Consider the following 20643-nt stretch of genomic DNA (forward strand, 5'->3'; position numbering starts at 1 on the left):
GATCTTGCAAGGACAGAGACCGAGGACAGTGAGACCCGCCATGATTAAGCGGCCTTTCTGGGAAAGACCTGCGGGTCAATTGTGTGAAAATCGCTGTGTTCCAGAGGGATGCCGTGCTTTTCAGCAGCTTCCAGAATATCGCGATAGTAGACCGGGCGTATCCATCCCGCCGCGTCCCACCGCTGGACTGTACTCCGGCTCTTGTGGCCCAGAGCGTCTGCCAATTTCGACTTGCCACCAAACTTAGCAGCGATAACTCGCGTCTGATTGATGAGGAAACCTGTTGTGTCAGTCATACTCGAACCAAATGTTAGCAACTTGAGTACACAAATGCGTAAATTGCGCACGAGCAATTGTCAACGTGGAATACGAACATATTTTTCGGATATGACGTTCCTCATGAACGCACAAAGCGAAAAGTCCTTGTACGACAAGCTTCAAGACTTGAAAGAAAAGTCAGGAATGTCCCTGCGGGCAATCGCACGCGCAATGGGATATTCTCAAGCTTCTTCGATCCAAAGGTACTTTTCTCAAGACTACCCGCACGAATCTCTGCCAGATAACTTCATTAAAAAGCTTCTGGAGGTGCTGCCAGGCAAAGGAAACCCGGCGATTACCCGGGAAGATGTGCTTGCCCTGTCAGATGGCGTCCTGCTCCCGACTGGTGCAGCGGCTGAGATCAAAGCCCCTGCGCCAAAACCCCAGCCTGCTGGAACGGTCCCGATCCTTGGCGAAGTGGCGGCCGGCATCTGGATGGAAGCCTCGCTTTTTGAAAACGAGAACCAGGAAAACTCGCACATTCCCTTTGATCCGCGGTTTCCCGTGGAGTCTCAGTTCATCCTGAAGGTACGCGGGGAATCAATGAATATGGTCGCGCCGAATGGAGATTTCATCCTCTGCGTGGATTACTTCAAGGCCATGATTACGCCGAAAGCCGATGACTTGGTTCTCGTTGAGCGATCCAAAGACGGCGGGATGACGATCGAACGGACGGCTAAGGAATTGGTTCGCAAGAACGGCCAGGTTGAACTGATGCCGAAGTCAACGGATCCGCGTTTTCAGGAGCCGATTTCCTATCGGGAAGGCGATCCGGAAGCGACCGAAGTTCAGATCCGCGCGAAAATCATCATGTCCTATAGACCTCTCTGACTCTCTAACTACCTAAGTAGTTATTATTTATTTCTTTTTTTAAGTCTTGTCAGGTGGTGAGGGAGGGTTCTAAAGCCACAGACCCCCCTACCCCCAGAAAGAAAAAATCTTCCTGAGAGCGGGGAATCTATGGCTCGTCCTGTCAGCCGGAGCCGGGATGGGACATAAGCCAGGACGCCTTTCAGCTAATCCGTCCTCTGTTTCCGGTAGCACCGTAGGATGATCTAACCCCCGCGCCTGCAGTTTGTTCCGGCAAGGGGAATTGCACCCCCGTCACTGCAAAAAACTACGCTGTTCACGTAGGATGCAGACCCTAAACGCACCCCCTCAAGATCGTCAATACGCATTTTAGGAACATTTTTTACCTCACCCGCTTGACGTGTACGCATTTTGATAATACCTAATATGCGTACAACGGAGGGCAAGACCGATGAACACCACACCGAACTTCAACTTGGATCACGCTATTTTTTCCGTCGCCATGAATTGGGGCGGTGACGTTGAGCTGGCCGACACAAAGGCCTTTGCATCCGTCGATGAAATCCAAGAGCTAGTTGATGACCGCAAGGAAGACATTGCCTTCATCATCGAGAGCAACCCGGTTGAGGGTTATTGCCGCGATGTCACAGAAGACTTCTTCAACGGCACCATGAGCCGCAATTACCGGCCGCTCCGCAAAGACCCCAACCACGAACACCGGATCAGCAACTTTGAAGCTGGCACCGGGCAGTTCGGTCCTTTCTCAGGGAGGGCAGCATGACCGGCAATCCCTTCATTCCAGGCAAGCAGACCACACCGGAGCCTGACCCGTTCCTGAAGGCTCTCAGAGGCGCAATCATCGTGGTTGCAGCGCTCCTGATGGTCAGCGCCGGGGCTTGGTTCACCGGCATCTAGAACACGCTTCGGGGATGGCCTCAGGTCCGGCGTTCCACATCCCCGATTGCCCCCGGCAGGGTCTTTTCCACCCACCCGAAGGCCCTGCCGGGACTTCTCAAAAAGACCAAGACCGGGACAACCCGGCTGGCCCCATAGACCGAACCGAAGAGACAGAGCTGAGACCCAAAGCAGGAGGCGGAGATGTGAAGGAAGGGCAGACAGGCGGCGCTGAGCACATCGCTAAAGCTCGGTACTCGTAACAATTGCCGCCCGCCCCACCGAGCCCAGCCGAGCGTTGGGTTCCGTTGGACGACAGACGGAAGGAACGAACATGACGAGCAAGACAGTCAAAGAGCAAATCGAACAAACAGATCAGGTCATGAAGCTGCTCAACGACGGCAATGCCTTAGCAAATAAACTGGCAGGTGAACTCAAAAAGTGCCGCCAGAGCTTCGAATTGCTCCGGGCTTTTCAACCGAATGATCAGTTCAAAGTCGATTTGCCTTACTCGATGAAAACCAAGAACGGCGATCAGCAGTTTTCAATGCGGGAAATCATTGATCGGCAAGTCACCGAAATCAACAGCATCCTTGGCGATCGCGCTTAACCCTCCTCCCCAACTAGGCCAGTTCGCTGGCCGTCTTTTCCGCACCTCCCGGGTGGAGATGCGCAACAGGCAAACCAGAGAAAGAGGAAATAGAAATGCCATCGAAGAAAGCCCCGAACCCGACAGATATTCACGTTGGTTCCCGTGTCCGTTTGCGCCGCATGATGCTCGGCATGAGCCAGGAAAAGCTGGGAGAAGCCCTCGGCATCACGTTCCAGCAAATTCAGAAGTATGAAAAGGGCACGAACCGGATCGGCGCCAGCCGGTTGCAGCACATCGCAACAGTCCTGAAGGCCCCTGTCAGCTTCTTCTTTGAAGACCTTCCAGAAGGCGAGAACACAACCGTCGCAGACATCAACACTCTGGCGACACGTTCACCCGGCGCAATGAAGCTTCTGCAAGTCTTCAACTCTTTGGACACCCAAGGCCAGCAAGGCCTGCTCCGGATTGCTGAAACCATCGACTCCCTGCGGCCAATCCAAGACCAGATCGCGGACGCCGCATAACCGAACCTCCCCCAACTGGCCGGGCACAGCACATCCAGCCCGGCCCCTTTTTCAAGCCGCTACAGGCGGTTTCAGAAAGGCAAGCTCAGAAGGAAAGGTAATTGCCATGAATTACTCGAAGTCAATCTTCCTGCTCAATGAGCAGGTTCGAGCAATGAACGTTTGTTACAACGACGGGGAAAAGTCCTACCCGTTCAAAACGATGGACCCGAGCATTGAAGTGGACGATCTGGTTATCGTTCCTACCGATACCCGGCACGGCTTCACCGTTTGCAAGGTGACCGAGGAAGACGTTGAAATCGATTTTGACGATCACGTCCAGATGAAATGGATCGTGGGCCGAGTCGATCTGGACGCTTTCGAAGAGGTTCTTGCTCAAGAAGACAAGATGATCGAGGCCGTCAAATCCGCTGAGAAGAAGAAGCAGCGCGATGAGCTTCGGAAAAAGCTTATCGCTGATCACGAAGAAAAGCTTCAGGGCCTGGACATCGTCAACTACGGGGCAGCCCAACTCCCTGCTGAATAATCAACAAGCTTAGGCCGTGACCTGGCGCCTGACCCCACAGGAGCGGCCCAAGGATCCATGCGGATCCTTCACGAACTGAATCAAGTTCACTTCGTGAAAACTGCAAACGGCGGTCCAGCGTGGGGTTGAGAAGGCGAAGCTGGGCCGCCCGTTGTGCAGATTTGAAAGGCTACCCAAATGGCAAGTTGCCCGAAATGCGGAAAGACAAAGCTGCGGAAAGACGCCTTTAAACGGCGGTTTTGCCGACACTGCGGTTTGATGCGTGGGATCCAGAACATGGATCGTTCCGGCGCTCTGCCAGTGTGTGAACCGGTCAATCAAGAACCGAAAGCCGCTGAGGTTCGTCCAGCATGACCACTAAACCTCACATCACACGGCACAGCCCGGACAGCTTGCGCGAGTTCGCAGCGCGGCGCCGGAAGTGCGCGAACAAGCTTTTGCAAGAAATCAACACGATCCGCAAACAGGCCCGCGGCCTTCGTCAGGTCGGCAAAGCCTTTCACGCCCGGAACCTTGAGCAGATCGCGGACGCCAAACAACGCAATCACCTCACAATTTTGAAGGCAGCCGCTTCCGCTGAAGTTGAAGCCGACCGGATGGAAAGGGTTGGAGAGTTTGAACTGAAGGAGGCAGCCCAATGAGCGATCTGGAAAAGGACGGCGGAGCGGCATTTGCAGCGGCAGCCGGGACTGCAACGGACATGGATATTCAGAAAGGCATGTCTCTTCGCGACTGGTTTGCGGGTCAAGCGTTGACCGGCATTGGAACTTGGATAGTCGGCGATGATCCCAGCGGGAAGCTGGCCTCTGAGGCCGAGCTAAATCAACGCGCTCATTGGGCCTACCGCCAAGCTGACGCGATGCTCAGAGCGCGGGAGGAATAACTATGAAAGCGATCAAATGGACAAAGGGAATGCAAATTACCGAGCCCGGTATTTATGAGGGCATTCCCCTCGAAGAATACCACGGCAACCGGAACCTGTTTGATGGGCCATCTATCAGCAAGAGCAGCCTGAAATGGCTGTTGCCCCTGCATGGTGGCAGCCCCAAGGCCTTCTTTGGCCGGTGGAAGTGGAATCCGGATCGGGTCGAGCCGACCAGTTCAGATGCCCTTGTCTTTGGCAAGGCTGCTCACTGCCTCCTGCTTGGCGATGAAGTCTTTTCCGAGCAGTTCATTGTGGAGCCGGAGAAGTACCTCAACGAAAAGACAAGCAAAGAGGTTAAGTGGTCGAACAACGCCAATTTTTGTAAGGATTGGCACAAGGCACAAGCCGACGCTGGCTTATCGGTCATCAAGGCCGATCAGCTCAAGATGATCCGCAAAATCGCAGACGATGCCGCCAAATATGACCTTGTGAAGCAAGGCATCCTGAACGGCGAGATCGAACGCACAATGTGTGTCCGAGATCCGGAAACCGGGATCTGGGTCACGGTGAGACCTGACGCCCGCCCGATGCCAGGGATTTACTCAGACCTCAAAACCACGTCGAGCCTTGATGAAGAGTTCCTGTCACGGCAGCTCTTTGATGCCGGGTATTACCTGCAAGGCGGATCAACGAAAATGGTCTGCGAAGCGCTCGGCCTGCCGTTTGAAGAGTTCTATCTGGTCTACGTCCTGAAAGACGACGTTCCGGACACCACCCACGTTCCAATATCAGGTACCGCCATTGAACGCGGAGAGCGAGCCGTTCGTTGGTGTCTGAAGACAATCCGCCAGTGCCTGGATGCCGGCGAGTGGCCCGGAGCCCGCCCGTTCAACGAGGGCAACCAGCCCATTTTCATGAAGCCATGGGCGGCCGACCGCCTTGATGAGTTCCTTGACCGAGAAGAGCGGAGCTATCCGCAGGAGGAAGCCGCATGAACCAGCAAACCGCCCCACAAAACGCCCTTGAACTCGCTGTTCAGAACGGAAAAGCTGTCAGTATTGCATCGGCCAAAGGTGCAAAACTGGCCCCGGAATCACTCGGTGAAGTCGTCCGCTTTGCCGAAATCATGAGCCGGGCCCAGAGCGCTATTCCAAAACATCTCAGGGACAACCCCGGCGCCTGTATGGCGGTTGCTATGCAAGCCCTGGAATGGGACATGAGCCCGTTTGCTGTGGCTTCCAAGTCCTACGTGGTCAACGATGTGATTGCCTACGAGGCCCAACTCATCACCGCCGTGGTCAACACGCGGTCGGGCATTGATGGGCGGCTGAAATACAAGTTCGAAGGCGAAGGTCCGGATCGAGTTTGCATCGTCACCGGCATGATTGACGGCGATGAGTTAGAATATCGCTCTCCCCGCTTTGAGGATATCAAACCGAAGAACTCGCCTCTTTGGATGAACGATCCAGACCAGCAACAGTGCTATTTCTCGGCTAGGGCATGGGCACGGCGGCACACCCCCGAGGTGATCCTTGGCGTTTATGACCGAGAGGAAGCGCAAGGCTTCCAAGGTCCAGACGGCGCAAAGGATATAACCCCCAGGGTTCCCCTTTCAGAACGCCTTGCAGCTGCCAACGCGGCAGAGTCCGGCGAAGGCTTCAGCCAGGATCATGTTGAGGCGGAAACGGCTGAATACACCGAAATTGAAGACCAACCAGACCAGTCATTCGGCGCAGCGGGGCAGACCTCCGCCAATGCCGAAGACGCGCCGGGGGATGACGGCTTGCCCTCCGAAGACGCCCCCGGCGCTCCTGAACAAAACGCGGCAGATGAGTACATCGAGCAACTGCGTTCCATGGGCGATGCAGACGCTCTGCAGGAGCTTACGAACGAATTTATGAACGACATCATGAAGCTGCCGAAAGCCGATCAGGACCGGGCCGAGGCCGCCCGTCAGAAGCGGCGCCAGGAAATCGCGGAGGCCTTAATCAATGGCTGAAAACAGCAACATTGAGTGGTGTCATCACACGTTCAATCCATGGATTGGATGCACGAAGGTCAGTCCGGCCTGTGATCACTGCTATGCAGAAGCCCAAAACGAGTTTCGTAAGTGGAACAAGGAAGGCTGGGGTCCAAAAGCTGCACGAAAAAGGACATCCGATTCCAACTGGAAGAAACCGCTCAAATGGGACCGGGAGGCTAAGGCCGCCGGCGAACGGCGCCGGGTCTTCTGCGCATCTCTGGCAGATGTCTTCGACAATCATTCATCGATCCTGCCGGAATGGCGTGCAGATCTTTGGGAGTTGATTGCAAAAACCCCAAATCTCGATTGGCTGCTGCTGACCAAACGGCCGCAGAACATTGCCAAGTATCTGCCGAACGACAGTTCAAAACCCTGGTACCGACCGTGGAATATGAAATGGCCTTGGCCAAACGTCTGGCTGGGAACAAGTACCGAAAACCAAACTGAATGGGACCGGCGCTGGCCAATCTTGGCAAGCATTCCTGCAGCAGTTCGATTTATCTCAGCAGAGCCTTTGCTCAGCCGTATCGTATTGCGCGGCCCTGGCAGACTGGACTGGTTGATCGCGGGAGGCGAAAGCGGATCCAGCGCGCGGCCGATGCACCCCGATATCGTGCGCACTCTCCGCGATGAATGCGCCAGTGCAGGTGTCCCCTTCTTGTTTAAACAATGGGGGGAATGGGCTCCGGCTACAATTGAAGACCTGCCGGCCCGCTTCACTGATCCAGAGTGCGAAAGATTCAGATGCATCAGCAGCTGTGGTTTCGTGGGAGACCTTTCTATTGGATCGGCCTTCCTTCACAAACCGGATCGGTTTCCTGACTGCTTTCCCAACGGAGCCGATGGAGATGCGATTTGCAAATCTGCCTTCGTCAGACGGGTAGGAAAAAAGGCCGCGGGGCGCCTGCTCGATGGTGTTCTTCATGATGGGTATCCGAATGTTGTCGAGGTGGCGGCATGAGGATTCTTTCTGCCATTGATCTGGAGACAACCGGGCTTCCCCGTGACATGCCCTTAGAAGATCCGGCTTACCCCCGCATGATCCAGATCGGCGGCGTCACCTGGACCTCTGACAACAGAACCCATGGCCGGATCGTGAACTATGTGCGTCAGGAAGGAAAACGGACTTCCAAGACCGCCGAAAAGATCCACGGCATCAGTGACCGGCTCGCTGGGAGCCAAGGCATACCCGAGCCTGTTGCCCTAGCCTGGATCACCAACAGCTTGCGAAATTCAACGGATGTGGTCGGCTGGTCCTTGGGATTTGACCTCGATATCGTCCGCTCGGCCCTGATCCGCTACGGACGGAATCCAGACGAAATCATTCGTCCAGGCATCCAGAAGCATGACCTTCAGGACATCATGACGCCGATGGTCGGCAAGACGCAGGAAGACGGCAGCCAGTGCTGGCCGAGCCTGTCAGAGGGTTATGAATACCTATTTGGCAAGCCGCTCTATCAGGACAAGGAATTCCACGATGCAGGGCGGGACGCTGAGGCTTGCCGGGACATCTTCATGGAGCTTTGGCGCAACGGACACCTGCACGACATGGAGGCAGCGGCCTGATGAAAGAAGTCACCATCAAATACGGTGCTGGGGATGGATACGAGGTCATTCAGGATGGAAAGACCAGCGGCAAACTCACCTTTGGCGAACTGATCGAACAGCTCGCGTCACTTTCGTTTGCAAGTGAACGGTTGGATTTGTTTGCCACCGGCCGCCCTTGTTTCGCGATGAAACCTGTCGAGGAGGAAGCCTGATGTTTGTAATCTTCGATCTAGACGGCACCCTTTGCGACATCACGCACCGGCTGCACTTCATCAAAGGCAAGAAAAAGGACTTCGATGCGTTCTTTGACGCCTGTGTTGACGACACCCCGAAGTGGGAAATCCTGCATGTCCTTGAGGGGCTGGTATCGGGCGGCCATAGGGTCGAAATCTGGTCCGGTCGCGCCGAACGCGTCAGGGAACAAACAATTGAGTGGCTGGACAAGAATGCAGGAATTGGCAAGCACCTGCGGTTCATGCGCCCGTTTGGTGACTACCGGCCTGACGTGGACCTGAAACGTCACTGGCTCATGACTGAGCGCGCCCGTGGCCACTTCCCAAACCTGACATTTGATGACCGGCAACGTCTTGTCGACATGTGGCGGGCTGAAGGCATCACCTGCTGCCAGGTCGAAGCCTGGGAGGAATCCTGATGGCTTGGCGATACATCTTCAAATGCGACGGCTGCGATGAGGAAAAGACCATAGAGAGTAACCATGTACCTTGCGGATGGGCAGAGGTCACGATCCGCATCAACGGCTTCAGCAACATGGGCATTCCCAGTCAAAAAATCGAAAGAGAATGCACCCTCTGCGGCACATGCCAGCAAGAGCTCTACTACAAGGGCGATCCAACAACTTGGGTGAGGTCGAACTTATGCCAATGATCGACAATCCCCTTGGAGGCCGCGATGTGCAGGAGTGGATCGGAAAGACACCAAACACCCCTGCCCCGCAAAGGGTCATAGACCGGGTGTTTCTGCGCCACAAGGGCCGCTGCCACCGCTCAGGCCTCAAGATCCATGCCGGTGACAAGTGGGACGTGGACCACGTCAAACCGCTCGGCCTTGGAGGCGAAAACCGGGAAACCAATCTAGCGCCGATCCTGCGGGAAGAGCCGCACAAGGAGAAGACTGCGGAAGAGGTCAAAATGATGCGCAAGGCGGATCGGATGGGCCGGAAATTTCGGGGGACTTGGCCCAAATCCAAAGCCCAAATCAAAAGCCGCGGATTCGCTAAAACGAGGGACATCTGATGAAGATTTTCGGCCTGTCCTGCATTGAAGCCACCAAAAAGATCGATGTTCTCCAATCAGCCGGCACTGGCGCTCCACTGACCAAAGACCAGAAAGCGCTCTTGATGGCCATAGCCGACGATTACCGGCCTCTGGTGGACCTGGGAACAGGTCAGCCGGTGATGAAACAGCATTGTGTTGAAGCCTTCCGGCTTCTGAAGGTGGAGGTGCGTGTCATGGTAGGAGAAAACCGGAAACGCTGCATAGCCCTGTTGCATGACGTTAAGGCCAGAGGCTTCGAACATGCGTCAGTGCTTCAAGCTGAAGATCCAAGTGACCCGAAATACATCCTTGAGGCTGGCAGGGATGTCACGCCTCAGGAAATAGCAGACGTAATCAATGGCTGATCGTGGCCATTTCTGAAAATGCAAATTGAGTTTCTGAAACAGGTCACAAGCTCGTTAAATCAACGGTTTTCCGCTGTTTGCCGCAACAGGTTGAATAGCAGAAAATGAGAGAGAAAGGACGCCCGGAAGATGCAGTTGAAGTTTAAACAGGTCGGCTGGCGCCATACGATTACGTTTGAAACTGGCGAACGGCACAGCAAGTTTTCGGACAACGATGAAAGCCCATTCGGCACGCCCGGCGTAGACCACGATATTGAATATGTAGTTTGCAGCGAGCCGATTTTTGTCATGACCCAGAAACAAAAATAGAGGCCCGAAATGTCCCCAAACGCATTCGATGGACTGCCAACAGCACTCGGCATCATCGCGGCTGTAATCGCAGTTTTAGCGTTCGGCCTGGGTGCTTGGATTTTTTGAGAAAGAAAGGCCGTTTTATGAACAAGGCTTTCACCCCCGATCCACGCATTGAAACCCTGCGCAATGCGATCACAGAGGCTCAGAGGTTCATCCGCTTGGCCACGATAGCCAAGGACAGCCTTGCCAAAGAGCAACAGGGCGGCAACGGCAACAAGGACCATGCAGCTGCCAAGCGATCGAGCATGGACCTGACGAACGCCCTTGTGCCTGTCAGGAACCCAAACAAGACGCGCTAGGAGAAACACCGGTGACCGCCTTGCCAAAAATCTTAGAACTCGGAAAAACCCCTGAAGAATGGGTTGCAATCTTCGCTGAACGTGGCGTTGAATTGTCCCCTCGCACACTCAGGGAAAAGGCGCGTCAACTGAATGCCTTCTGTTCTCTTGGCAATGCCATGCTTTTGAAGCCGGAGCACATCGACCGAATATTTGAGGAATCGTCATGCCACTTGAAATCTATCAACGAGGCCGAAAATGGTGGATCAGGGGAAGAACTGACGGCATCGACGGTTACATCAACCGAAGCCTTGGCACACTTGATGAAGCAGTCGCAAAAACCAAGCGCATCGAAATCGAGAGGAAAGCGCAACAACGTGCGATCCTTGGAAGCGAAGCGCCGACAGAAGCAGACGAGCTAACCTTCTCCGGCGCCGCTGTCCTCTACGACGCCAAGCCAGCAGACGCGAAGTTTCTCGTAAAAGTCATCCCTGAAATCGGAAACATGAAGATCAAGGACATCAAGCCAAAACTTGTCCGTGATCTGGGGAAGAAGCTCTATCCGAAAGCCGCCTGTGATACCTGGCGCCGGCAGGTCGTGACGCCGGTCTGTGCCGTGATCAACAACGCACACCACGAAAAAGGCACACCGCTAATCCGGGTGAAGGCCTATACCGCCAAGGAACGCCAGGAACAGGACAGAGAACGGGGAAAGCAAAGCCGGGTCGAAAAAACTCCGGGCTCTTGGGAATGGCTGAACGCCTTCCGTGCCGAGGCGAACCGTTACCAGTCAGCCCTTGCCTTGTTCATGTTCACAACAGGCGCTCGCATCACGCAAAGCGTCTTGATCGAACCAAAGCATCTCGACCTTCAAAACGGCCGCCTCTGGCTACCGGAAGCCAAGGGTCACCCTGCGCAGTGGGTGGACCTGACGACAGAGGTTGTTGTCGAGCTTGCCAACCTGCCACCACGCAACAAACGGGTTTTTGGGTATCAGCACAGGTGGGGTGTCTACAAAGCTTGGAAGACGGCCTGCAAGAACGCCAACATCGAATACATCCCGCCGCACTCAGCGGGCCGTCATGGGTTCGGTACGGAGTTGATCGTTCGCCAGGGTGTGGACCCGGCTACCGTGGCCAAACATGGCCGCTGGCATAGCCCCCGCGTTCCCCTTGACACCTACACTCATTCTGACAAGGATGCGGCGTCTGTTCACGATGCGTTTCAACGCGGAAGAGAGGCAGAATTTACAAAACCCAAACAGTCCAAATCTGGCAAGTAGGTTAAGGTCTTGGGAGGGTTTGATTTTTTTGAATGTGCAAACTCCCTTGGTAAGGGAGAGGTCGGGAGTTCAAATCTCCCCGGCAGCACCATCAAAAATCGTTCCAATTCAAAGCCTTATCAAACGTAACCTCCTTCTCGCATGGCCGTTACCTTGCAGCTGCTTGCAGGACCATGCAGAGAACAAACTCCGTTTGCGACAAAACTCGAACGAAACCGGCACAGTTTGTTCAAGCATTGCTCTTTCGAGCCTCAATCGCAGCGCTTCTCTTGCCATCATAAAAAGTCGTGTAACCAGCCCACCGTCTCAAATTCGCCGGAATTGAAACCCTAACCAACTGCAAGTTCTGGTAAGTATAAAGATCAATCCTTCATTTTTTTATTTCGTGAACTCAATAACCTTGAGAAAAATCAAGGACCTAAATTCACATCCCTGAAAATAGAACACGTATAACAGTGGGGGAAAATATGGTCGAAATTTTTAAGAATGACACGCCTGGAACGGCTACGGATCTTGGAACACTGGCTTTTGCCAGCAATCTGCCGACAGACGTCATTGCAAAAACAAATGTCTGGGAGACCGACGGTGTCTTTGGGGTTACATCCCCGCCGATCAGCGACGACATCTACGATTATTACTCGTTTAATCCTTATCAGCTTGCTTCTGTCCGGGTGTCTTTTCATGGAAGAACGGTCGGGGATTACGCAAACTTTGTGTCCGTCTTTCCTGTTCAGGGTGTTTCAAGGATTGAGGGCGACATCAGCGGCGTATGGACCGGCGGCGAACACACAGATTCGTCCTTCGGGCAAACCACTGTCCAATTAAGCGAACTGCTTGCAGGAATATTTCAGTCCGAGTATTCGCAGATTGACACCTCCGCGGTGACTACCGCCCGTGACGAATTTCCTGATTCAGAAGCAATCTGGCATTTGACCGGCGAAACTGTGATCCTTCAGGTAAGCGGTTATGAGTACGATGGCTCAACTGCTCAAATCATCTCCAACAACGGCTTGCCTGGCGAGGTTGATTTTCGCTTGGCCATTGATCCCCATGTTGGGGCCATTCCAGAGGTGCCGGACGAACCAGACACTCCGGACGTGACGCTTCCGGTGGATACACCTGATGCCGACAGCAGCCCCTATCAGGTCTACCGGTTCTACAACACTTTGACGGGGTCGCACTTCTTTACGACCAGTATCGAAGAACGCAACTCACTCATTACCAACTCGCCGACCATGTCCTATGAGGGCAATACGTTTGATTCCAATGCCACGGCGTCAAACGGCGGTACCGCGGTCTACAGATTCTACAACACCAGCACTGGGACGCATTTTTACACCGCGAGCGCAGATGAAGCGGCCAACATCCGAAGCAATCTTCCTCAGTTTAATGACGAAGGCATTGTTTACTACGCTCATACGTCTGCGGATAGCGGCGGCACAGCGCTCTACCGGTTCTATAACACTCAGAACGGCAGCCATTTCTACACAACGTCCGAGACAGAACGGGACAATACAATCAACACCCTAGGCCATTACAACTACGAGGGCGTGGCCTACTACGTTGATCTGGCATAGCAACACCAACTTCCTGACCGCTCTCACTTAGCCTGACGCAGTTGCAGACCGCCTTGCCTTTCCCGCATCTGCTCCACCGCTTTAGACAAACACTTCTGGCAAAAAAGCCTTTCGGTAGGCTTTGCTCTCCTCCGGCTGTATGATCTGAGTGTGGTGCTAGAGTATCCGTTTTGATCAAGCCGGGTACTCTAGGATCACCACTCAGACCAGCAGAGCGGAGCCGGAAGGATATGGAAGAACGTCAGACTGCTACACAGGCGTTGTCAGATCCGGCGCCCGGCACCACAGACCTATCAGGCCTGTGGGCCTTTGGCCTCATCAGCGCGCGTACGGGTGAACCGCTGATCTTTGAAGGTGGCGAACACCAACTTGATACCAGCCTGATCTCTTATGGGTTCAACCAGGTCACCGACAGCAATGGCACCGTGCAAGCCGCTGCAGCAGCGCCATTTTCCGGCGGAGAACAACTCGTCCTGCTAACGACACCGCTGACCGACACCAACACAATTGAATACGCCCGGACCTTGGCGATCATGGCACCGATCCGGGATGCCATCTTGTATCAGTACGAGCAAACCACCCGCGTTGAATGGGAGGTTCTGACCTCGGTTTTGACCCTCAACGGTCTCAAGACAACAGCTGCCACGTCATCAAGCGCAACATTACTCTCGGCCCGTGAAGTCTACGATTATGTCGCCACCGGTCCAACAGACGGCAACCCGGTTCTGCAATTTCTTGAAGAAGCCGAGCTGGAATTAAAATGCCTTGGGTTCACCAATTTCAATTTCACCAATCCCGAAGGTACCAACCATTGTGAAGAAACCGGCCTGACGCAAGGTGCTGGCATCCGCACGTCCGCGGTTCTGGACAACGGCGTTGATGAAGTCTTCTACCTTCGCGAAAATGCGGACCTTGCAGCAGCTGGACTGGACGGCCCTAACCACTATGCGGCGCATGGGTGGCGCGAAGGGCGCGATCCGAATGGCTGGTTTGATACAGACTGGTATTTGCAACAAAATGCAGATGTAGCGGCCGCAAATCTCAATCCGCTTGAGCACTATCTGGCTCACGGCTGGAGTGAAGGCAGAAACCCGTCAGAGCATTTCGATGGCGCCGCTTACCTTCAAAAAAACACTGACGTTGCCCTGGCCGGCCTTGATCCTTTAAGCCACTGGCTCAGTTTCGGCATTGCAGAAGGACGTGACTGGATCTTGGGGTAACTTGCATCTGATTTCTGGATGCAGCGCCAGCTCGTCCCGAACCAGTGATGTTTCATCTCGTCGGCTCCCTGTCCTCGCCTAGCCTCGTTCGGAAAAGGAGGCTCGAAAGCTGAATTCTACATAACACTTTCCATCACCAGCAGAACCGTTGCCTTGTCCGTCAAGGCTTCGTAGCTGTGCGCGACATCGCCTGGAAAACGGTAATAGTCGCCAGCGTCCAGCGTCTCTAGTTCGTTGAGAGGTCCGACCCGCACTCGCCCCTGAGCCACAAAGACATGTTCGACGGTTCCCGCGGGGTGTGCCTCCGCCTTCCGGATGGAGCCTCCGGACAGATTTGTCCGGTAAAGATCCCGCCGACGTCCGGGCGGACAATTTGACAAGAGCGTTGCGCAAAAACTCGCGCTTTCTGAAGAGACAGGCTCGCCTTCTCCGGACCGAATGAGCGTCTTATCCGGCGATGCCGTCTCAAACAGGAAACTGAAAGGAACGTTCAGGGCATTGGCAATCGCCCACAACGTTTCAACGCTCGGATTGCCTTGCCCGGCCTCCAATTGAGAGAGGGTCGATTTGGCCAGTCCTGCCTCTTTGGCAAGGGCAGACAGACTCATGCTTGCCTTTGCCCGTTCCCGCTGGATGGACTTGGCAATCAGATCAATTGGCGTCATCTCACTCCGCTCTCTTCAACAATCGTTCATTTTATCGATCAATCGTTCGATTTGACAAACGCTTGAAAATCGTTCATTTCTATGAACATCGTTTCTTATAACGAACACCTCGACGCGTTTGTCAACCGTAACGGTAGCGCGCCACGATCAAATAGCAGATATCATGAACACAGATTGCGAAGAAAATGGGGGCCATCTTATCACCGGCAAACAGGTGGACACCTTCCGCACTGACATCACCGACGGTTTAAAGGATTCCCTGCCGATCCTGTTTGCCCTTGTTCCATTTTCCGCCGTCTTTGGAGCCATTGCACTGGAAAACGGCTTATCCTTCCCGGAACTTCTTTTGGCCTCCATGTCGATATACGCAGTCGCCAGCCAGTACGTGATGGTGGACCTGCTGGTCCAGGGAGTTCCAGCTTGGTCCATTGTTCTGGCTGTTTTCGCCGTGAATTTCCGGCATATGCTTTATTCAGCTGCCATTGGCCGCCACATGGGGAAGTTTTCCCGGCTCCAAAAGGCCCTTGCTTTCTTCATACTGATTGACCCGCAATATGCTGCGGCTGAGCGCCGTGCCGGCAATCAGGGCCTTAGGCCCGCTTACTACTTCGCCTTCGCCGGATCGGTCTATGGAACCTGGATTGCTTCGAATTGCCTTGGAGCAGCATTTGGATCCTTGATCACCAACCCGGAGGCTCTGGGGCTGGACCATATCTTGCCGCTTTATTTTGCTGGCTTGGTGGCAGGCTTTCACAAACGGCCCGGGTTCAGTGTCATTTTGCTGACCAGCGCTGTGACCTCAATCCTTGCTTACTACACTGTCGGCAGCCCGTGGCACATCACGCTTGGCGGCGCTGCAGGACTGGCCATAGCAGCCGCAACCAGCCGCCCGAAAGGAGAAGCTTCCCATGGATAACACAGTCCTGATTATCTGCCTTTGTGCCGCGGCAACTTATCTCACACGGACCGGCGGGCATTTGCTGCTTTCCAATTTCGGCACATTGCACCACCGCGCTGAAGCCGCGCTCAACGCCGTGCCTGTGGCAGTCCTGACGGCGCTTATTGCTCCGGCAGCAACGACCAAAGGCCCGGCTGAAGCCATCGCGATTGCGGTTACTGGATTGTTGTCGCTCCGCTTTTCCCTTATCGTCAGCGTTTCCGCGGGGCTGGCCAGCGTTGTGCTGCTACGGATGGTAGGGATTTAATCAAGAAGCGATATGCAGGCAACAATTTACGGCAAAGGGTCTCCGGTCATTATATTGCATGAATGGCTCGGAGATCACCGGAATTGGGAACCCATGCTGGAGTTCTGCAATTCTGAAGGATTTGAATTTCACTGTTTGGACCTCCCCGGATACGGCAACTCACGGCCTCATTCACCCGAACCGTCAGCTGCCGCAATTGCGGAGGAAATCCTGAAATATGCAGACAGCCGGGACCTAGCGGCGTTCTCTCTTGTCGTTCACTCCATGAGCGGCTTGATCGGTCACCAGCTTGGCGTGACATCGCCGGAGCGTCTGAAAAACCTGATCTTCTTTTGCCCGGTACCGCCGTGCGGTTTCCAAGCGTCCGCAGCCGACCAGGAAAAAATGCAAGAGGTCTCTAATGACCGGTCTGCAATTCGCCAGGCGATCTTGGCGCGTGGCGGACATCTGGAAAGTAACGAATGGCTGGACCGCAAGGAAGAAATCGCCTGGACGGCTTCGAGCCCGGAGACCAAGCGCGCATACTTGAAAATGTTCCTTGCGCCCTTCTCGACACCGCCACATAAAACAGCATTGGAAAAGGCGTACATCTTCTGCGGAGAGGCAGATCTTCCGTTTTACCGGAAACCCTCGCTCGAGAAAGAATTCGCACCCTATTATGCGAACCTCGAAATCGTTTCGCTAGAGAACTGCGGCCACTATCCCATGTTGCAAAGGCCAAAGGACGTGGCCGCTGCACTTTTCAAGTGCTTGAGCTAACTTGCATTCGCAGCAGGCTTTGCTTCACCTGCTGCCAGCTCTTCGTGCGCCAAGAGAACCACCTGGCTTAGATGTCGATCGAGCGGGCGATCAGTTCCTTCATGATCTCGTTGGTCCCGCCGTAAATCATCTGCACCCGGGAATCGGCATAAATCCGGGCAATCGGATATTCCATCATATATCCGTAGCCGCCATGCAGCTGCAGGCATTCATTGGCGATTTCGTTTTGGACTTGCGTACTCCAGTATTTGGCCATGGAGGCGGTTGCCGCATCCAAAGTACCTTCGTCCATGCGCGCGATACAGTCATTGACGAAGCTGCGCAGCACCTCTGCCTTGGTCTTGCATTCGGCCAGTTTGAAACGTGTGTTCTGGAAATCCATGATCCGTTGACCAAAGGCCTTACGATCTTGCACGTATTTGACGGTTTCATGGATGGCAAAGTCGATCACGCCGAGCGCGAGGCAAGCGATAATCAAGCGCTCCCACGGCAGCTGTTTCATCAGCTGATAGAATCCCTGCCCCTCTTCACCGCCTAAGAGATTTTCCGGCGGTACACGGACATCTTCAAAGAAGAGTTCCGAGGTGTCATTGGCTTTGCAGCCGAGTTTTTTGAGATTGCGGCCACGGGTGAAGCCGTCCGCCCCGTCCGTTTCAAGGACCATCAGCGACACGCCCTTGGCGCCTTTGGTCTTGTCGGTCTTGGCCACAACGATAATCAGATCAGCTGTCTGTCCATTGGTGATGAAGATTTTCGAACCATTGAGAACGTAATCGTTGCCGACCCGTTCAGCTACAGTTTTGACGTTCTGAAGGTCGGATCCGGTGCCGGGTTCCGTCATGGCAATCGCACCGACAAACTCTCCAGACGCCAATTTCGGCAGCCAACGTTCTTTCTGGCTCGGAGTACCGTATCCAGCAATATAATGATTGACGATCGATTGGATCGAGAACCCCCAGCTGCTTTCGCCCTTTCGGCCCTGCAAATAAGCGGTCACCGCATCGAAACTGACCGGACCGCCGGCACCACCAAATTCTTCAGGAAGGGCCGCCCCCAGAATACCCGCTTCGCCCGTCTTGGTCCAAAAAGAGCGGTCGACAACGCCCTGATCGTTCCAGCTTTCGATATTGGGCACCATTTCATCGTCCAGCATGCGGGACGCTGCATCATAAAATAGGCGATGCTCTTCCTGAGGCCAGGATGCGGTGGCGGAAAAAACGGACAAGACAACCTCCCAAGTCGAAACTGACGTTTGCGGCAACCTAGGGCCAGCTGTTATATTTTGTCAATTTTCTAATTGAAAGTTCGATGAGCCGAAACGCTGATCTGCAGCAAGCCTGCCTGACGATAGGTTCGGGGGGTGACACCGATCCAATCCTTAAATGCACGGACAAAAGCGCTTGTTTCGCTAAACCCCAACTGAGCCGAAATGGTCTCAACACTTTGATCCGTTTCGGCCAACAAACGGCAAGCGTGATCCCGTTTGACCTGAAGGCGAATAGCGGGAAGTGCGCAGCCTTCCTTTTTCAGGCGCCGGCGCAACGTATAGACGGGCATCTCCAGATGTTCTGCCAAATCCTCCATGGAGGGCAGCTTTCGGCTTTCTTTGATCGCATTCTCTAGCAAGCTGGAGATTTCCAAAGACGTCCCTAAATAATGCTCGACAGGAAAAAACGCATCCATTGGTGTTCGCCGGGCCCAAGCCTTGGCCGCAATTTCGGTTCTGCAAAGCGGCCTGGATAGTTCATCCAGTGGAATTGAAAACCCGCTTGAAGAGGCTGCGAATGCTGGCTCCGCATTCGGAAACAGTAGCGAATAACTCCCGGCCCAATCAGGCCTGCCATAGTCGAACCAGATAGAATTTACCGGCAACGAAGATGCTGACATCCACTCCAGAAGCCGGTGCATCAAGATCAGAACCGCTTCAACTCCAAACTCTGATCTGGGGAATCTCGGATTAAGGCGTTTAAGCTGAAATCTGCACTCGGCCCCGTTTGTATAGAACGAGACTGAGAATGTGTTGTCCAACATGTTCATGAAGTCGGACAAACGCTGAAACCCGTCACCTAAAGTTCGTCCGTGGGAGACATGCGCAGCTAGAAGTGCAAGTGTTCCAACTCTTTGCGGCCGTTCCATCTGGCCGGCGTATTCATCATTCATCAGCAGAGATACTGCGCGGCTCAGGCGGACAAAATCCTGCACTGTTGCTTCCGGCGATATCCTATCAAACTTTGCAGCGCGCAAAGCATCAGCCAAATCAAATCCGGCTTCCTGATAACCGCTCATAAGATTGGACACCATACCGGCGTAAAGTGACGTCATATACGATTGTTAGTTTATGTCTGTTTTTTCGAAGTGAGCTTGCCATGATTTCGTTCACCTGTCGACCCGCCTGCCTCCTCAACTGTTAGATGGAAGACGGATGAACAACGCCCGCTTCCCTTTTGCAACGAGCTGTAATCACCCCCACCCGTCCAAACAAACACGCCCCGCTTAGATTTAGACAAACCTCTCTCATTCTTAAAAATATCGATATAATTGTTGATTGAAATCAAATATCGCATATTCTGAAGAAAATTTGCGGGAGGACACACCATGTACAAGACTTTGAAAACAACAACCCTTGCGATGGGCATGCTGGTTGTAGCGGCGGCTGCACAGGCGGAAGAGTTGCGGATCGGTACTGCGAGCTTGGGCGGCGCTTTTTATCCGATGGGCCAAAGCATCTCGAACATGGTCAACAAATATGCTGGCGGCGATCTGTCCATGGTTCCGGTGGTCACCGGCGGTTCGGTTCAAAACCCACGCCTGATCGACAGCGGTGAAGTCGAAATCGCTATTACCAACAACAACCTGGCTGTTTTGGCGACCAAAGGCAAAGGCCCCTACAAGAGCGGCGCTATCGATATGAGCGCTGTTGCAGCGCTGCATCCTAGCGTACTGCACATGATCGTTTTGGATGGGTCTGACATCAAAACAATCGAAGACCTGAAGGGCAAACGCGTCGCTGTTGGTCCAGCGGGTGGCGGGACCCTTGGTTTCATGAACTTTGTTCTGCCGCTGCACGGCATGTCAACGGACGACATCGTCCCCAGCTTCCTGTCCTATTCGGATGGCTTCAGTCAGCTGAGCGATGGAAATGTTGATGCAGCTTTTGCCCTATCAGGCTACCCAGCCGGTGCGGTCATGCAGGCAGCAGCGGGCAACAAACTGCGCTTCATTACCTTCTCCAACGGCATGCTGGACAAGGCGCTTGAGAAAAACGCAGCCTTCAAAGCTGTCGAAATCCCCGCGGACATTTATAGCACGGCCCAAGCGGGCAACATGATCGGCGTCAACAACATGCTGATCGCGCCGAATTCCCTGCCTGCCGATACCGTCGAGAAGATCGTCGCCGCCGTCTTCGATAATCTTGGCGAGCTTCAAGAAGAGAACGCCAACGCAAAGCAGATCGATCCAGCCAACTCGTTGAATTTGGCCATCCCGCTGCATGAAGGCGCAGCACGCTACTTCAAAAAATAACTCCCAGGTACCACTTGAGCACGTCTCCAATTGGCGGGAGGC

The 20643-nt window shown here is 54.1% G+C and carries 29 protein-coding genes; 25 read left to right on the top strand and 4 right to left on the bottom strand.

Annotated elements, in window-relative coordinates; all coding sequences use genetic code 11:
• Positions 1 to 44 precede the first annotated feature (44 nt).
• On the bottom strand, positions 45 to 296 hold the full coding sequence (locus ACOOFE_RS19685; RefSeq protein ID WP_420411636.1) for a carph-isopro domain-containing protein: 252 nt from the start codon (positions 294 to 296) through the stop codon (positions 45 to 47).
• A 103-nt stretch (positions 297 to 399) separates the two neighbouring features.
• Here ACOOFE_RS19685 and ACOOFE_RS19690 point away from each other — a divergent pair, with 103 nt between their 5' ends.
• From ACOOFE_RS19690 to ACOOFE_RS19790, 21 genes are all read left to right on the top strand, one after another.
• Positions 400 to 1149: a LexA family protein gene (locus ACOOFE_RS19690; RefSeq protein WP_420411637.1), complete on the top strand. Its 750-nt coding sequence runs from the start codon at positions 400 to 402 to the stop codon at positions 1147 to 1149.
• 430 nt (positions 1150 to 1579) lie between these two features.
• Positions 1580 to 1909, top strand: coding sequence for a hypothetical protein (locus tag ACOOFE_RS19695; protein ID WP_420411638.1), 330 nt, complete (start codon positions 1580 to 1582; stop codon positions 1907 to 1909).
• Positions 1906 to 2043 (top strand): hypothetical protein, encoded by a 138-nt coding sequence (locus ACOOFE_RS19700; protein ID WP_420411639.1) that lies wholly within the window; start codon positions 1906 to 1908, stop codon positions 2041 to 2043. The genes ACOOFE_RS19695 and ACOOFE_RS19700 overlap by 4 nt, the downstream gene beginning before the upstream one ends.
• Positions 2044 to 2356: 313 nt before the next feature.
• Positions 2357 to 2632 carry a hypothetical protein gene (locus ACOOFE_RS19705; RefSeq protein WP_420411640.1) on the top strand — a complete coding sequence of 92 codons (276 nt, stop codon included), beginning with the start codon at positions 2357 to 2359 and terminating at the stop codon, positions 2630 to 2632.
• Positions 2633 to 2727: 95 nt separating this feature from the next.
• The gene (locus ACOOFE_RS19710; protein ID WP_420411641.1) at positions 2728 to 3138 is read left to right on the top strand and encodes a helix-turn-helix domain-containing protein; all 411 of its coding nucleotides are present in this window, start codon (positions 2728 to 2730) and stop codon (positions 3136 to 3138) included.
• A 106-nt stretch (positions 3139 to 3244) separates the two neighbouring features.
• Positions 3245 to 3664, top strand: coding sequence for a hypothetical protein (locus ACOOFE_RS19715; RefSeq protein WP_420411642.1), 420 nt, complete (start codon positions 3245 to 3247; stop codon positions 3662 to 3664).
• Between the two features lie 350 nt (positions 3665 to 4014).
• A complete protein-coding gene (locus ACOOFE_RS19720; RefSeq protein ID WP_420411643.1) occupies positions 4015 to 4305 on the top strand; it encodes a hypothetical protein in 291 nt (96 codons plus the stop codon).
• Positions 4302 to 4547, top strand: coding sequence for a hypothetical protein (locus tag ACOOFE_RS19725; protein ID WP_420411644.1), 246 nt, complete (start codon positions 4302 to 4304; stop codon positions 4545 to 4547). Before ACOOFE_RS19720 ends, ACOOFE_RS19725 begins: the two co-directional genes overlap by 4 nt.
• A gap of 2 nt (positions 4548 to 4549) precedes the next feature.
• On the top strand, positions 4550 to 5524 hold the full coding sequence (locus ACOOFE_RS19730) for a PD-(D/E)XK nuclease-like domain-containing protein (RefSeq protein WP_420411645.1): 975 nt from the start codon (positions 4550 to 4552) through the stop codon (positions 5522 to 5524).
• A complete protein-coding gene (locus ACOOFE_RS19735) occupies positions 5521 to 6528 on the top strand; it encodes a recombinase RecT (RefSeq protein WP_420411646.1) in 1008 nt (335 codons plus the stop codon). The genes ACOOFE_RS19730 and ACOOFE_RS19735 overlap by 4 nt, the downstream gene beginning before the upstream one ends.
• Positions 6521 to 7513 (top strand): DUF5131 family protein, encoded by a 993-nt coding sequence (locus tag ACOOFE_RS19740; protein WP_420411647.1) that lies wholly within the window; start codon positions 6521 to 6523, stop codon positions 7511 to 7513. Before ACOOFE_RS19735 ends, ACOOFE_RS19740 begins: the two co-directional genes overlap by 8 nt.
• Positions 7510 to 8118, top strand: coding sequence for an exonuclease domain-containing protein (locus tag ACOOFE_RS19745; RefSeq protein WP_420411648.1), 609 nt, complete (start codon positions 7510 to 7512; stop codon positions 8116 to 8118). Before ACOOFE_RS19740 ends, ACOOFE_RS19745 begins: the two co-directional genes overlap by 4 nt.
• Entirely contained in the window at positions 8118 to 8312 is a 195-nt protein-coding gene (locus tag ACOOFE_RS19750; protein WP_420411649.1) for a hypothetical protein, read from the top strand. The genes ACOOFE_RS19745 and ACOOFE_RS19750 overlap by 1 nt, the downstream gene beginning before the upstream one ends.
• The gene (locus ACOOFE_RS19755; RefSeq protein WP_420411650.1) at positions 8312 to 8752 is read left to right on the top strand and encodes a hypothetical protein; all 441 of its coding nucleotides are present in this window, start codon (positions 8312 to 8314) and stop codon (positions 8750 to 8752) included. Before ACOOFE_RS19750 ends, ACOOFE_RS19755 begins: the two co-directional genes overlap by 1 nt.
• A 229-nt stretch (positions 8753 to 8981) precedes the next feature.
• Positions 8982 to 9353 (top strand): HNH endonuclease, encoded by a 372-nt coding sequence (locus ACOOFE_RS19760; protein WP_420411651.1) that lies wholly within the window; start codon positions 8982 to 8984, stop codon positions 9351 to 9353.
• Entirely contained in the window at positions 9353 to 9739 is a 387-nt protein-coding gene (locus ACOOFE_RS19765; RefSeq protein ID WP_420411652.1) for a hypothetical protein, read from the top strand. Before ACOOFE_RS19760 ends, ACOOFE_RS19765 begins: the two co-directional genes overlap by 1 nt.
• Before the next feature lie 129 nt (positions 9740 to 9868).
• On the top strand, positions 9869 to 10048 hold the full coding sequence (locus ACOOFE_RS19770) for a hypothetical protein (RefSeq protein ID WP_420411653.1): 180 nt from the start codon (positions 9869 to 9871) through the stop codon (positions 10046 to 10048).
• Between the two features lie 125 nt (positions 10049 to 10173).
• On the top strand, positions 10174 to 10392 hold the full coding sequence (locus ACOOFE_RS19775; RefSeq protein WP_420411654.1) for a hypothetical protein: 219 nt from the start codon (positions 10174 to 10176) through the stop codon (positions 10390 to 10392).
• Between the two features lie 205 nt (positions 10393 to 10597).
• Positions 10598 to 11653: a tyrosine-type recombinase/integrase gene (locus ACOOFE_RS19780; protein WP_420411655.1), complete on the top strand. Its 1056-nt coding sequence runs from the start codon at positions 10598 to 10600 to the stop codon at positions 11651 to 11653.
• A gap of 467 nt (positions 11654 to 12120) precedes the next feature.
• Positions 12121 to 13230 (top strand): hypothetical protein, encoded by a 1110-nt coding sequence (locus ACOOFE_RS19785; RefSeq protein WP_420411656.1) that lies wholly within the window; start codon positions 12121 to 12123, stop codon positions 13228 to 13230.
• Positions 13231 to 13460: 230 nt separating this feature from the next.
• Positions 13461 to 14450 carry a hypothetical protein gene (locus ACOOFE_RS19790; protein WP_420411657.1) on the top strand — a complete coding sequence of 330 codons (990 nt, stop codon included), beginning with the start codon at positions 13461 to 13463 and terminating at the stop codon, positions 14448 to 14450.
• 116 nt (positions 14451 to 14566) lie between these two features.
• On the opposite strand, the gene ACOOFE_RS19795 is transcribed toward ACOOFE_RS19790, so the two are convergent.
• The gene (locus ACOOFE_RS19795; RefSeq protein ID WP_420411658.1) at positions 14567 to 15115 is read right to left on the bottom strand and encodes a helix-turn-helix domain-containing protein; all 549 of its coding nucleotides are present in this window, start codon (positions 15113 to 15115) and stop codon (positions 14567 to 14569) included.
• 163 nt (positions 15116 to 15278) lie between these two features.
• Between ACOOFE_RS19795 and ACOOFE_RS19800 the strand changes: the two genes are divergently transcribed.
• Genes ACOOFE_RS19800 through ACOOFE_RS19810 form a run of 3 tightly spaced genes read left to right on the top strand, consistent with a single transcriptional unit; the run spans position 15279 to position 17079 of the window.
• On the top strand, positions 15279 to 16031 hold the full coding sequence (locus ACOOFE_RS19800; RefSeq protein WP_420411659.1) for an AzlC family ABC transporter permease: 753 nt from the start codon (positions 15279 to 15281) through the stop codon (positions 16029 to 16031).
• The gene (locus tag ACOOFE_RS19805) at positions 16024 to 16320 is read left to right on the top strand and encodes an AzlD family protein (RefSeq protein WP_420411660.1); all 297 of its coding nucleotides are present in this window, start codon (positions 16024 to 16026) and stop codon (positions 16318 to 16320) included. Before ACOOFE_RS19800 ends, ACOOFE_RS19805 begins: the two co-directional genes overlap by 8 nt.
• Before the next feature lie 12 nt (positions 16321 to 16332).
• On the top strand, positions 16333 to 17079 hold the full coding sequence (locus ACOOFE_RS19810) for an alpha/beta fold hydrolase (RefSeq protein ID WP_420411661.1): 747 nt from the start codon (positions 16333 to 16335) through the stop codon (positions 17077 to 17079).
• A 67-nt stretch (positions 17080 to 17146) separates the two neighbouring features.
• Here the strand turns inward: ACOOFE_RS19810 and ACOOFE_RS19815 are convergent, their stop codons facing one another.
• Together ACOOFE_RS19815 and ACOOFE_RS19820 are read right to left on the bottom strand one after the other, a co-directional pair.
• On the bottom strand, positions 17147 to 18232 hold the full coding sequence (locus tag ACOOFE_RS19815; RefSeq protein WP_420415609.1) for an acyl-CoA dehydrogenase family protein: 1086 nt from the start codon (positions 18230 to 18232) through the stop codon (positions 17147 to 17149).
• Between the two features lie 140 nt (positions 18233 to 18372).
• A complete protein-coding gene (locus ACOOFE_RS19820) occupies positions 18373 to 19401 on the bottom strand; it encodes an AraC family transcriptional regulator ligand-binding domain-containing protein (protein ID WP_420411662.1) in 1029 nt (342 codons plus the stop codon).
• Positions 19402 to 19674: 273 nt separating this feature from the next.
• Between ACOOFE_RS19820 and ACOOFE_RS19825 the strand changes: the two genes are divergently transcribed.
• Positions 19675 to 20601, top strand: a complete 927-nt coding sequence (locus ACOOFE_RS19825) for a TAXI family TRAP transporter solute-binding subunit (RefSeq protein WP_420411663.1) — start codon at positions 19675 to 19677, stop codon at positions 20599 to 20601.
• Positions 20602 to 20643: the final 42 nt, after the last annotated feature.

Origin of the sequence: Roseibium sp., assembly GCF_965216085.1 — a bacterium.
Taxonomy (GTDB): Bacteria; Pseudomonadota; Alphaproteobacteria; order Rhizobiales; family Stappiaceae; genus Roseibium.